Source organism: Pararhizobium sp. IMCC21322, assembly GCF_030758295.1.
Classification (GTDB): Bacteria; Pseudomonadota; Alphaproteobacteria; order Rhizobiales.
Genome location: NZ_CP132335.1, coordinates 2,340,174 through 2,352,713 on the forward strand (window position 1 = coordinate 2,340,174; position 12,540 = coordinate 2,352,713).

Genomic DNA, 12,540 nt, shown 5'->3' on the forward strand with positions numbered 1-12,540 from the left:
CTGAAACGCTCATATAGAGGTTTCGCGCTCGACAGGAAACCTGCGCGGCACATTTAGATAAATTGTTTTGAGTGCGGGATCGCGCGCTTAGCCGCTCATCCAGTAATCGGTAATGATCTGTGACAGACTGCCACGATCCGCCAGCACGTCCAGCTTTGCAATACAGAAATTTGCACCAAGGCTGAGGAAACGTTGGCAGGTCTCCTCATCATCGCCCTCGGCCATGACGGAAATCGGTATCTTTTTGAAGGCCGTGTTGTTGCGAAAACCCGTCAGGAACTGGTCCGTTTCTTCTGCGGAACGTGTGGCATCCAGTAAAATAAATTCTGCCGGGCGTGTATCGCTGTTATTGAAACTGTCAAGGCAGGCATTGCTGTCATCAAAATGCACAACAGCAATTTTTTGTGGCATCAAGCCGAATATCTGCTGGATATCCGACTTCTCGCCAATATAGGCAATGACAAGATCTGCATGCTCTTTGTTAAAAATAGGCATGAGTTTATTGCCTTGCCTTAAACCGAAACTGGTCAGGTAACGCTACAGCCTAAAGACCAATAAAGCGTAAATTGCAACCAGTGCGCCTAAGGTCTATTTCTCGACGCCAAGATAGGCTGTCTCGCCCCAAACCTGTTTAACCCGTTTGTCACGACCACAAGCCTTGCGGTAGTAATTATAACGCGCTGAGCTTTTCTCGTAATAGTCCTGATGATAGTCTTCAGCTGGCCAAAAGGCCGCCGCGTCCAGAATGCGTGTTTTGATTTCCTGACCCAGTTCCTGCTCAACCTCTGCTTTGGAAGCCTCAGCTATGGCACGTTCTTCGTCATTGGCGACGAAGACTGCAGTACGATAGGAATTGCCTTTGTCGCAAAACTGACCCGTGTCATCCAAGACATCAATTGTGCGCCAGAAAGTATCCAGCAGCGCACGATAATCCGCGCTATCCTTGTCATAGACAATTTTTACCGCTTCCAGATGCCCATCCTTGCCATGGCTTTTATAGGTCGGGTTGTCGGTCTTGCCACCAATATAGCCGGATGTCGTTTCCGTAACGCCTTTAACGTGGTCAAAATCAGATTCAACACACCAGAAGCAACCACCGGCTAAAATAGCCGTGCCATTTTCTGCTGAAGCCTGCGACAGCACAGTGGGGCTGGATAAAAGTCCCAATCCAAGGAACATGGAGGTCAAAAGGCGCATAGGTATCTCGCTTTCAGCATTTGGGTTCGCGGTTTTGCCTCACAAATCGACGTGGCAGAACCTGTCTACATCAAAAAGGCCTTTATCAGTTATTTTCAAGTGCGGGATGACCGGCAGCGGCAGGAACGCGATCTGCAAAAACGGCTCAGGAAGGCGGCAACCAAGGCTTTTGGCGGCTTTTCGCAAGGGTATCAAACCTTCGTGAACCTGTTCGTGAGGAAGCTCACTCATGAGACCCGCAATCGGAAGTGCAAACTCTGCGAGAACTTTTCCGTTGGATACAACCACGAACCCGCCCTGCAATTCTATCAGCCGATTAACCGCAATGGCCATATCAGCATCATTCATGCCCAGAACGGTAATGTTGTGGCTGTCATGGCCAACTGAAGACGCCAGCGCTCCTTTTTCCAGCCCAAAGCCGGTGACGAATCCAAGTCCGGCCAAAGGCGTTGAGGCGTTGGTTTTGCCATGCCGCTCAACGACGCCGACCTTCGCCAGATCAGTCTGTGAATTGGCCACAAGATGTCCGTCCTGTTCGGTGGGCTGGCGTTTCAAATGCTGGGTCAGGATCAGACCTGCCTCAACACCAATGACGGAGATCTCGCGCGCACGGCCTGGCATTTGAAACTGATCTGATTTGACCTGCGCAGCCTTTACGCTGTTTCGCCCCACCACTGGAATGGTCTGGCGCGTGCGGAAAAGCGTTTCATCAACAATACGGCCGGCTGACAAAACCTGTTCAACCCGGCACTCTTCCAGCGAAGACAGCAGCGCAATATCTGCTCGGTAGCCTGGCGCGATGAGACCCCGATCCCAGAGCCGAAACGCCTTTGCTGCCGACCAACTGGCAAGGCGATAAACATGATGCAAGGGACGACCAAGGGCAATCGCCGTCCGGATCATGTAATCAAGATGCCCTTCTTCTGCGATTTCCATCGGGTTGCGGTCGTCTGTGCAGAACGCCAGAAAGCTGGAGGTGTTTTCGTCGATAATTTCAGCCAGGGCATGCAAATCCTTGGAAACCGATCCTTCACGAATGAGAATGGTAAGGCCTTTGCGCAGTTTCTCCCGCGCTTCTTTGGCTGTGGTGGCTTCATGCTCGGTGGCAATGCCAGTTGCAGAATAGGCGTTAAGCGGCATACCCGAAAGCAGGGGTGCATGACCATCTTTCGGCAGGTCGGCAAACAGTGCCAACTTCTCCAGCATGTCAGGATCGCCCGCCAGAACGCCTGGAAAATTCATGACTTCAGCAAGGCCAATGACTTTCCGATGGTCCATAAAGGGTTGCAGATCGCTCGCCGAAAGGTCCGCGCCAGACGTTTCAAAGCCCGTTGCTGGGACACAGGAGGAGAGCTGAATACGCAAATCCATGATGGTCTGCTCAGCGCATTCCACAAAATATTGAATGCCATCAGCCCCCAACACATTGGAGATTTCATGAGGATCGCAGATCGCTGTGGTGACGCCATGAGGCAGTACGCATCGGTCAAACTCCAGCGGCGTCACCAGCGAGGACTCCACATGTAGATGTGTGTCGATGAAGCCGGGCGCGGCAATCAATCCGCTGCCATCCAGCTCTTTTTTGCCATGGTAGTGCTCAGCAACGCCCACGATTGTGTCGCCGGTAATCGCAATATCACCCTCGAACAATTCGCCGGTAATGACATCCAGTGTCTGCACGTTCTTGATCACCAGATCAGCTGGTTCATCACCTTTTGCCTGTTGGATTCTGGCTTTCAGATTGTTTTGCATCATTTTTTCCTTTGGCAGATCATGCCGCGTCATATTTGTATCTACAAGCCATTGCTGCATTGCAAACCTTATTGGCACATGGTTTGTATCGGCTTGCAGAGCAACCCAATCTACACCTTCATCAGGTCAGGAACCATCATGTCAGAAGCGCAGATAATCAGTGGCAAAGAACTTGCCGGGACAGTGGTCGAAGCCGTCAAGATGGCGTCTTCCCGACTGATTAAGCAGACAGGTATCATCCCGGGAATTGCTGTTGTTATTGTAGGGGAAGATCCAGCCAGCCAGGTTTATGTTCGCTCCAAGGGCAAGAAGGCAGAGGAGTGCGGGTTCTTGTCCCGCACGCACCGTTTGGATGATTCGGTCAGCGAAGCGGATCTGTTGGCGCTGGTTGAGAGCCTCAATGCGGACAAAGATATTCACGGCATTCTGGTGCAATTGCCATTGCCGGGGCAGATCTCCGAAGAAAAAGTCATTGAAACCATTCTGCCCGAAAAAGACGTGGATGGATTTCACCCGATCAATGTGGGTCTGTTGGGTTCGGGAAACCGGACACGCGCTATGATCCCTTGCACACCCGCCGGCAGCCTGCTGCTGGCGAAACAGGCCCTTGGCGATAATTTGAGCGGTCTGAATGCGGTTGTGGTGGGACGCTCCAACATTGTTGGCAAACCTGTCGCGGCATTGCTGCTTCAGGAAAGCTGCACAGTGACGATTGCCCATAGCCGCACTAAGGAGATCGAGGCTTTGTGCCGCACGGCTGATATTCTGGTCGCCGCCGTTGGGCGACCACAAATGATCAAAACAGATTGGATCAAACCCGGTGCGACGATCATCGATGTTGGCATCAACCGCATTGATGCGCCTGAAAAGGGTGAGGGCAAAACGCGACTTGTGGGCGATGTGGATTACGATGATGCGCTTAGTGTCGCGGGAGCCGTGACGCCGGTTCCCGGCGGTGTGGGGCCCATGACCATCGCCATGCTGATGGCCAACACGGCAACAGCTGCCGCACGTGCAGCCGGGCGGCCAGATCTTGAGCCCGCGCTTTCGCTCTAGAGCAGAAGCTTTCAGCGAACGATGGTCAGCGTTTTGGCCGCACGTGTAATGGCGGTGTAAAGCCAGCGTTCTCGGTGTTCACGAAAGGCAAAGCTTTCGTCAAACAGCACAATATTATCCCATTGCGAACCCTGGGCCTTGTGAACGGTCAAGACATAGCCAAAATCAAACTCGTCTGATTTGCGTCGTTCCGGCCAGGCCAGGTTCCCTTCCAGTCCCTGAAAGAATTCCGGGCGCACCCGCACCCGAGTCTGCCGGGATTTGACGCCTTGGATAATTGGGGGTGGATCAGGCAGGACACGCAGATCATAGAGACCCGCACGGCCTTCCTTCGCTGCAGCCACGATCCAGAGACTGCCATTCAGCAGCCCTTTTTTCTTGTTGTTGCGCAAGCAAATCAGCCGTTCGCCCGGATGCGGCATGGAGCCATCATAGGATTGCAGGGCGCGCATGCGGGCATTGTAATTCATGCGCGTGACATTGCGTCCCACAAGCGCCTGATCGGCCTCCATCATCAGCTCTGAATCAATATCCCTGCGGGAAATCACCTGGCTTTCGCCATATTGGCCGTAATCGAGTTTCAGGCCTTCGCGAATGCGCATCGACATTTCAATAATCGGATTATCACGCGCTTGCCGATGAACTTCGGTCAGCAGAAAATCCGGTTCATGTTCGGTGAAGAAGCCGCCGCCCTTGACCGGCGGCAATTGTGCCGGGTCGCCAAGAACAAGAACTTTGGTGCCAAATGATAACAGGTCCCGCCCCAGATCTTCATCCACCATGGAGCATTCATCAATAATGATCAGATCGGCTTTGCCGGCAGGGCTGTCGCGGTTGATAGTGAAGGTTGGATCTGCGCCGGTCTCCTCGTCAGGCCGGTAAATCAGGCTGTGGATCGTGCCCGCATCTTCGCAGCCTTTTTCCCGCAGCACCTGTGCGGCCTTGCCGGTGAAGGCCGCAAACTCAACCGGTCCTTCAACGCCTTCAGCTAAATGCCGGGCGAGGGTGGTTTTGCCTGTGCCGGCATAACCGAACAGACGAAACACTTGCGAAGCGCTTTCTTTGAACCATTCAGATACAAACGTCAGCGCCTGTTCCTGTTCCGGCGACCATTGCATCAGGCAGCATCTCCCGTTTCGATCTCCTCACGCAGCATCTCAAGCTCCAGCCATTGTTCTTCTTTTTTGGAGAGTTTTCCCTGAGCAACTTCGAGATCTTTAGCGGTTTTTGTAAACTTGTCGGGTTCTTTTCTGAACAGATCGGGCTTCGCCATCAGCGTCTCAAACGCGTTGATTTTAACACCAAGCTCCTCGATCTCGCCAGGCAGTGTTTTCAAAGCATGTTGCTGTTTGAAGCTGAGCTTGGGCTTGCTTTTCGGCACTCCGGCCAATTTGTTTGCTTTCCGGCTCTTCGATTTTGTTTCGCTCTGTTTTCCAGGTCGTTTGCCGCGTTGTGTCAGCATGTCCGAATAGCCGCCCGGATAATCCTGCCAGTGGCCGTCGCCATCGCTTGTCAGTGTGCTTGTGACAGTGCGGTCGAGAAAGTCCCGATCATGGCTGACCAGAATAACGGTTCCTGGATAGTCCGCAATCAGCTCCTGAAGCAGGTCAAGCGTGTCCAGATCCAGATCATTGGTCGGCTCATCCAGCACCAGAAGATTGGATGGTTTTGCCAGCGCTCGTGCCAGCATCGCTCGTGCACGTTCACCACCCGACAGTTTGCCAACGGCCGTTCCTGCCTGTTCCGGCGTAAACAGAAAATCCTTCATGTAGCTGAAAACATGGCGCTGCTGATCGCCAACCAACAGCATATCGCCAAGGCCACCCGTCAGCACATCTTTCAGGCTTTGCTTGTCATCAAGTTGTTCACGCTTTTGGTCCAGCGTCAGCATCTCCAGATTGGAGCCCAGCTTGATGGAACCACTATCCGGTTCCATCTGCCCCGTAAGCAGTTTGACAAGAGTTGTCTTGCCTGCACCATTCGGCCCGACAACGCCAATACGATCCCCGCGATTGATACGTACCGAAAAATCGGAAACGATGGTACGTCCATCATAGGCCTTTACCAGATCTTTGGCTTCAATGACCCGCTTGCCCGACGTTTCCGCCTCAGCTGCCTGCATGTCCACCGAGCCAGTGCGTTGGCGCAGATTGCGGCGCTTGTCGCGCAAGGCATGCAGACCATCAAGGCGTCGGACATTGCGTTTGCGCCTTGCGGTCACGCCATAGCGTAGCCAGTGTTCTTCACGAACAATTTTCCGGTCCAGCTTGTGGCGTTCGGTTTCTTCTTCTTCCAAAACCTTGTCACGCCAGGCTTCAAAACTGGCAAAGCCTTCATTGATGCGTCGCGTCACACCACGGTCGATCCAGACGGTCGCGCCAGTGAGGCGTTCCAGAAAGGCCCTGTCATGGCTGATCAGTACAAAGGCTGAGCGCATGGAGAGCAATTCCCGCTCCAGCCATTCAATGGTCGGAAGGTCCAGATGGTTGGTGGGTTCGTCCAGAAACAGAATATCAGGCTCCGGCGCTATGGCGCGTGCCAAAGCCGAACGTCGTGCTTCACCACCTGAAAGGTTGGCAGGATTTTCCGTGCCATCCAGCCCCAATTCATTCAGCAGATACAGCGCCCGATAATTCTCATCACCCTCAGTGAGGCCGGCTTCCACATATTCCAGCGTTGTCGTGTAGCCGGATAAATCGGGTTCCTGCGGCAAGTAGCGGGTGGTGGTGCCGGACTGCATGATCGGCTCGCCCTTGTCAGCCTCCACAAGGCTGGCTGCAATTTTGAGAAGTGTGGATTTTCCGGAGCCATTGCGGCCAACCAGCGCGATGCGCTCGCCCTCATGAATGAGCAATTCCGCACCTTCCAGCAGCGGCGTGCCACCAAAGGTCAGAAAAACATTCTGCAGTGTCAGAAGAGGAGCGGCCATCATGTTCCGGGAATCGTTGAGGGTTGATCACCGCCTATATGGGGGATCAGCGGATTGGATGCAAAGGGATTGGTCAGTATGATCTGAGCACACCAAAGAAAAGGGCGACCCGCAGGCCGCCCTGATCAAACAATGAGGTCGATCTGTTACATCGCCATGGCTTTGTCGATGACCACATGTGTCCAGGCACCTTCCGGTGCTTTGGAAATCACGGGGTCAGAACCACCGGCCAGCAGCGTATCGATTGTGCGCTGATAATCTGCAGGGTCCAGCTTGCCACCGGCATCACCCAGCAATTTGGCAATTTCGCCCATCATCCGCTTCTGATGCTTTTCGGTTTGCGCACCGGTTTCATCATACTCAAGAACGATGTCCGCTGCAGCATCCGGATTTTCCTTGGCCCAGTCCCAGCCCTTCATGGAGGCTGCTACAAAACGTGCCATTTTGTCGACGAACGCAGGGTCTTCAAGATTTTCTTCAAGCACATAGATGCCGTCTTCCAAAGTGGAAACGCCCTGATCTTCATATTTGAAAACAACCAGCTCGTCTTCCGGAATGCCGGCATCCAGCACCTGACCATATTCATTGTAGGTCATGGTGGAGATGCAATCAGCCTGTTTCTGAATGATCGGGTCCACATTGAAACCCTGTTTCAGAACGGTCACGCCATCAGAGCCGCCATCAGTTGAAATGCCAAGCTGAGACATCCAGGACAGGAACGGATATTCATTGCCGAAGAACCAGACACCAATGGTCTTGCCTTTAAAGTCTTCCGGGCTGGTAATGCCGGTTTCTTTGCGGCAGGTCAGCATCAGACCAGAGCTTTTGAATGGCTGCGCAATATTGACAACAGGCACACCGCGCTCACGCGCAGCCATGGCAGATGGCATCCAGTTCAACATCACATCAGCGCCACCGCCAGCCAGAACCTGTGGCGGGGAAATATCAGGCGCACCCGGCTTGATGGTCACATCCAGATCCATGTCTGAATAATAGCCGTTTTCCAGTGCTACATAATAGCCTGCAAACTGCGCCTGTGTGACCCACTGCAATTGCAGTGTTACAGGGTCGGCTGCAAAGCCGGTGGATGCTGCAACGCTTATGCCGGTTGCAACTCCCAGAGCCATAGCCCCTTTAAGAAGTCTCTTCATTGTTGTCTCCTTGTTAGATGCGCCAGTGCGGCGCTGTTGGTATTAAAACCCAATCTCTTCAGCCTCGTGCCGAGGGATGCCAGAAGGTAATCCTGCGCTCAATAAGCGCAATTAGACCATAGAAGGTTGACCCGGCCAAAGCTGCTACCGCAATGGTGGCCCAGACCAAATCCGTATTCAAGCGACCAAATTCTGTACTGATCCGAAAACCCATGCCCACGGTCGGTGAACCAAAGAATTCGGCGACGATCGCACCGATCAATGCCAGCGTTGAGTTTATCTTCAGAGCGTTGAAAATGAACGGCATGGCATTTGGCAGGCGCAACTTGGAAAGCGTTTGCCCGTAAGAGGCCGCATAGGTGCGCATTAAATCCTTTTCCATGTTTCCGGCAGCGGCAAACCCGGCCACCGTATTCACCAGCATCGGAAAGAAAATCATGATCACAACAACGGCGATTTTTGAGCTCGGTCCAAACCCGAACCACATCACCATGATCGGGGCCACGCCGATAATCGGCAATGCAGAGGCCATATTGCCAACGGGCAGAAGACCGCGTTGCAGGAAGGGAACCTTGTCCACCAGAACAGCGACAACAAAGCCTGCGCCGCAGCCAATGATGTAACCCGGCAAAACCCCCAACAGGAATGTTTGCCGGAAGTCAGCCCACAGCAACGGCAGTGATTCAGCAATCCGTGCGCCGATCTGGCTTGGGGGTGGCAGCAGCACATAGGGGACGCCCGCACCCACGACAATCATTTCCCACAGCAGCAGCAGCCACAATCCGAACAGGACCGGAATGGCAAGGTCGAGCAGGGTTTGTTTATACCCTTTCAAACGACGATCGGACAGACGGGTCACCACATGCCATGCCAACAACCAACTACCTGCCAGAAGCAGCCAGAAGCCCCATCCAGCGACGCCGGTATAGGCAGGCAACATGAACAGCAGAATACCGACGGTCACATGTGCAGACAGGAAGAGAATAATATCTCCGAACCAGCCCTGGAAGCGAACGGAAGCGACCGCACCAGCGATCAGAATGACACACAGCCCGGCAGGCGTGCGCAGCGGTTTTGCAATGCCATCATCACCTGCAAGAAAGGCCAGAGGAACAAACAGCGCGATAAGTGTGCAAAGGATTGCGAGCCAGATAAGCGGTTCGCGCCACTCTTCAGGCAGCGTTGGTATTTTTGGTGTCACGGTGATTTCGCTCATGACCCGGCCTCGACTTTTTCGCCCATGCGCCGGCGCATCCATTTTTCGGCAACACCAACCAGCGCCACCAGCATGGCTGCACAAAAGGCGGCCATCAGCAGGGCTGACCAGATCAGCACTGTCTGACCATAGTACGAGCCCGATAGAAGCCGTGCACCAAGACCCGCGACAGCGCCTGTTGGCAATTCACCAACAATGGCACCGATCAGTGAAATCGCAATTGCCACTTTCATACTGGTGAAAAGATAGGGCAGGGACGAAGGCCAGCGCAGCTTCCAGAAAGTCTGCCACGCGCTGCCATTATAGGTGCGCAGCAGATCAAGATGCATCTTGTCAGGCGACCGCAGCCCTTTGACCATGCCGACAGTAATGGGAAAGAAGGACAGATACATGGAAATCAGCGCTTTTGGCAGCAACCCGCGAATACCAACCGCGTCCAGTACCAGAATGACCATTGGCGCAATGGCCAGAATGGGAATGGTTTGAGACGTGATGATCCATGGCATCAGGCTCTTTTCCATGGACAGGACATGAACAATGATTGTTGCCAGCAAAATGCCAAGCCCGGTTCCCATCAAAAAGCCCAGAAGCGTGGGCGCCAGGGTTACACCGGCATGATAGACCAGACTGCGTTTGGATGTGATTTTCTTGTTAAAAACAGTGTCCCAAAGATTTTCCGCTACCTGATGAGGCGAGGGCAGGACCGGCCGTTCCTGATTCAATGTGGAGACCACAAATTCAATGGTAGAAGGCGTGGCTTCCGCACGCTCGTCGAGACTGCGCTGAAACGTTGAATTCATGCTGATTGCCGCAACATACCAAATAGCGATTATGCCGAGGACAACCACAGTCACCGGGAGCAGCGTCCCGGAGAGCGCACGGCTCAACAGGCCTTTTTGAGGTTTTGAAACGGGCGACGCCATGGCATCAGTCGTCATAGGAATGTCCCGCCCTCAAGCCTTCACGGACGCGGTGGGCAATTTCCAGGAATTGCGGCGTTTCGCGGACATCCAGCGTGCGTTCACGCGGTAAATTGCAATCAATCACATCATGAACGCGGCCCGGCCGTGGTGACATCACAACGATCTTGGTGGACAGGAACACGGCCTCCGGGATCGAGTGAGTGACAAAGACCACTGTTTTGTTGGTCTTTTCCCAGAGCTTCAAAAGCTGCTCATTCAAATGATCGCGGACAATCTCGTCCAGTGCGCCGAATGGCTCATCCATAAGAAGAAGATCGGGTTCCACGGCCAGTGCGCGTGCAATGGACGCCCGCTGCTGCATGCCGCCGGATAATTGCCAGGGGAATTTTTTCTCAAACCCTGTGAGGTTTACCAGATCCAGATTTTTCGCGATCCGGCTGTTCTGTTCCTCTTTGGACAGGCCCATGATTTCCAGTGGCAGCGCGATGTTGCGATCGATGGTTCGCCACGGGTACAGCGCGGCGGCCTGAAACACATAGCCGTAAGCGCGGTTCAGCCTGGCCTGTTCGGGTGAAACACCATTGACCGTGATTGTACCCGCAGTTGCGCGCTCAAGATCAGCGATCACGCGCAGCAATGTGGTTTTGCCGCAGCCTGACGGGCCGATCAAGGAGACGAACTCACCTTCAGCAATCGACAAATCAATATCTGACAGGGCGTGGACCGGGCCATCATTTGTTTCAAATATCAGCGACAGATCATCAATCTGAATCACAGATTTTTCGCTGACATCCGGTTCCTTCAAAGAAGGCTCATTCATGCATACACCTAATCTGTTCAGCCCTAAACGCCAGCAGGAATGCCGCTGCGCTCAATTTTGCGTGGATGCGTCAGCTCTTTCCAGGTGGACAGGGCCTGATTAACGGGAGGGTTGGCTTCGCGTTTGATGAAGCGCCCGCGACCGGTTTCGCCGATCACGTCGCCTTCCTTGTACACCATCTCACCCCGGTTGAAGGTCATGACCGGCAGGCCCGTCACTTCAAAGCCTTCGAACACATTGTAATCAATGGCTGATTTCTGTGTGCTGGCTTGAATGGTTTTTGACGCTTCAGGATCCCAGACCACAATGTCAGCATCCGCACCGGGCATGATCGCACCCTTCTTGGGATACATGTTGAGAATGCGGGCAATGTTGGTAGAGGTCACAGCCACAAATTCATTCATGGTCAAACGGCCTGTGCGCACACCGCGCGTCCACAACACAGGCATCCGGTCTTCCAGACCGCCCGTTCCATTCGGAATTTTCGTAAAATCACCGATGCCTGACCGCTTTTGCTCTGTGGTAAATGCGCAATGATCGGTCGCAACCACCTGAAGGCTGCCGGCAGCAAGCCCTGCCCATAATCCATCCTGATTCAGCTTGTCGCGGAATGGCGGTGACATGACGCGGCGCGCCGCATAATCCCAGTCTTCGTTGAAATACTCGCTTTCATCCAGCGTCAGATGCTGGATCAACGGTTCCCCATAGACCCGCATACCCTTTTGCCGCGCGCGGCGAATGGCTTCGTGGGCCTGTTCGCAGGAAACATGAACAATATAAAGCGGAACACCAGCCTGATCGGCAATCATGATCGCACGATTGGCAGCTTCCCCTTCAACTTCGGGCGGGCGGGAATAGCCATGAGCTTCCGGGCCATTGTTGCCTTCGGCCAGAAGCCGTTGCTGGATTTGTGCCACCACATCGCCATTTTCGGCATGGACCAGCGGCATGGCTCCAATTTCGGCGCATCGGGAGAAGGATGCGAACATCTCGTCATCATCCACCATCAAGGCACCCTTATAGGCCATGAAGTGTTTGAACGTATTGATGCCTTCGGCCACGACCTTCGGCATGTCGTTGAAAATCTGCTCGCTCCAGCCGGTGATTGCCATGTGGAACGAATAGTCAGTCCGCGCTTTCCCGGCTTTCTGATACCATTGTTGCAGCGGGTCCAGCAGGCCACCCGATGGGTCAGGCAGGCAGAAATCCACGACCATTGTGGTGCCACCGGCCAGAGCGGCTGCCGTGCCAGTGTCAAAATCATCTGTGGAATGGGTGCCCATAAACGGCATTTCCAAATGGGTGTGCGGGTCGATACCGCCGGGCATCACATAGCAGCCGGAAGCATCGATGATTTCATCGCCCTCAAGATCAGCGCCAACCGCAACAATGCTTTCGCCATCTATCAGCACGTCAGCCTTGTAGGTGCGGTCAGCGGCAACAATGGTTCCGCCCTTGATAACTTTGGTCATGGTAAAACTCCTCAGTCGTTCGTT

Annotated in this window: 11 protein-coding genes; 1 reads left to right on the forward strand and 10 read right to left on the reverse strand. The window is 53.8% G+C overall.

From position 1 onward, the window contains the following. Positions 1-87: 87 nt before the first annotated feature. The 3 genes from RAL91_RS11230 to ade all read right to left on the reverse strand — a co-directional run bounded on the left by RAL91_RS11230 (position 88) and on the right by ade (position 2,949). Positions 88-495 (reverse strand): hypothetical protein, encoded by a 408-nt coding sequence (locus RAL91_RS11230; protein ID WP_306262280.1) that lies wholly within the window; start codon positions 493-495, stop codon positions 88-90. A 93-nt stretch (positions 496-588) separates the two neighbouring features. Further along, on the reverse strand, positions 589-1,197 hold the full coding sequence (msrA, locus tag RAL91_RS11235) for a peptide-methionine (S)-S-oxide reductase MsrA (RefSeq protein ID WP_306262282.1): 609 nt from the start codon (positions 1,195-1,197) through the stop codon (positions 589-591). A 39-nt stretch (positions 1,198-1,236) separates the two neighbouring features. Beyond that, complete coding sequence (ade, locus tag RAL91_RS11240) at positions 1,237-2,949, reverse strand: adenine deaminase (RefSeq protein ID WP_371932540.1); 1,713 nt, start codon at positions 2,947-2,949, stop codon at positions 1,237-1,239. A gap of 138 nt (positions 2,950-3,087) precedes the next feature. Between ade and folD the strand changes: the two genes are divergently transcribed. Further along, positions 3,088-4,005: a bifunctional methylenetetrahydrofolate dehydrogenase/methenyltetrahydrofolate cyclohydrolase FolD gene (gene folD, locus RAL91_RS11245; RefSeq protein WP_306262286.1), complete on the forward strand. Its 918-nt coding sequence runs from the start codon at positions 3,088-3,090 to the stop codon at positions 4,003-4,005. Positions 4,006-4,016: 11 nt separating this feature from the next. Here the strand turns inward: folD and RAL91_RS11250 are convergent, their stop codons facing one another. The 7 genes from RAL91_RS11250 to hydA all read right to left on the reverse strand — a co-directional run bounded on the left by RAL91_RS11250 (position 4,017) and on the right by hydA (position 12,516). Then, complete coding sequence (locus RAL91_RS11250) at positions 4,017-5,123, reverse strand: ATP-dependent RecD-like DNA helicase (RefSeq protein WP_306262288.1); 1,107 nt, start codon at positions 5,121-5,123, stop codon at positions 4,017-4,019. Next, positions 5,123-6,934, reverse strand: a complete 1,812-nt coding sequence (locus RAL91_RS11255; protein WP_306262894.1) for an ATP-binding cassette domain-containing protein — start codon at positions 6,932-6,934, stop codon at positions 5,123-5,125. The genes RAL91_RS11250 and RAL91_RS11255 overlap by 1 nt, the downstream gene beginning before the upstream one ends. Positions 6,935-7,080: 146 nt before the next feature. Further along, positions 7,081-8,085: an ABC transporter substrate-binding protein gene (locus RAL91_RS11260; RefSeq protein WP_306262290.1), complete on the reverse strand. Its 1,005-nt coding sequence runs from the start codon at positions 8,083-8,085 to the stop codon at positions 7,081-7,083. Positions 8,086-8,143: 58 nt separating this feature from the next. Further along, entirely contained in the window at positions 8,144-9,301 is a 1,158-nt protein-coding gene (locus RAL91_RS11265; RefSeq protein ID WP_306262292.1) for an ABC transporter permease, read from the reverse strand. Further along, complete coding sequence (locus RAL91_RS11270; protein ID WP_306262294.1) at positions 9,298-10,239, reverse strand: ABC transporter permease; 942 nt, start codon at positions 10,237-10,239, stop codon at positions 9,298-9,300. Before RAL91_RS11270 ends, RAL91_RS11265 begins: the two co-directional genes overlap by 4 nt. Further along, positions 10,229-11,044 carry an ABC transporter ATP-binding protein gene (locus tag RAL91_RS11275; RefSeq protein ID WP_306262296.1) on the reverse strand — a complete coding sequence of 272 codons (816 nt, stop codon included), beginning with the start codon at positions 11,042-11,044 and terminating at the stop codon, positions 10,229-10,231. The genes RAL91_RS11270 and RAL91_RS11275 overlap by 11 nt, the downstream gene beginning before the upstream one ends. Before the next feature lie 23 nt (positions 11,045-11,067). Next, entirely contained in the window at positions 11,068-12,516 is a 1,449-nt protein-coding gene (gene hydA, locus RAL91_RS11280) for a dihydropyrimidinase (RefSeq protein ID WP_306262298.1), read from the reverse strand. Positions 12,517-12,540: the final 24 nt, after the last annotated feature.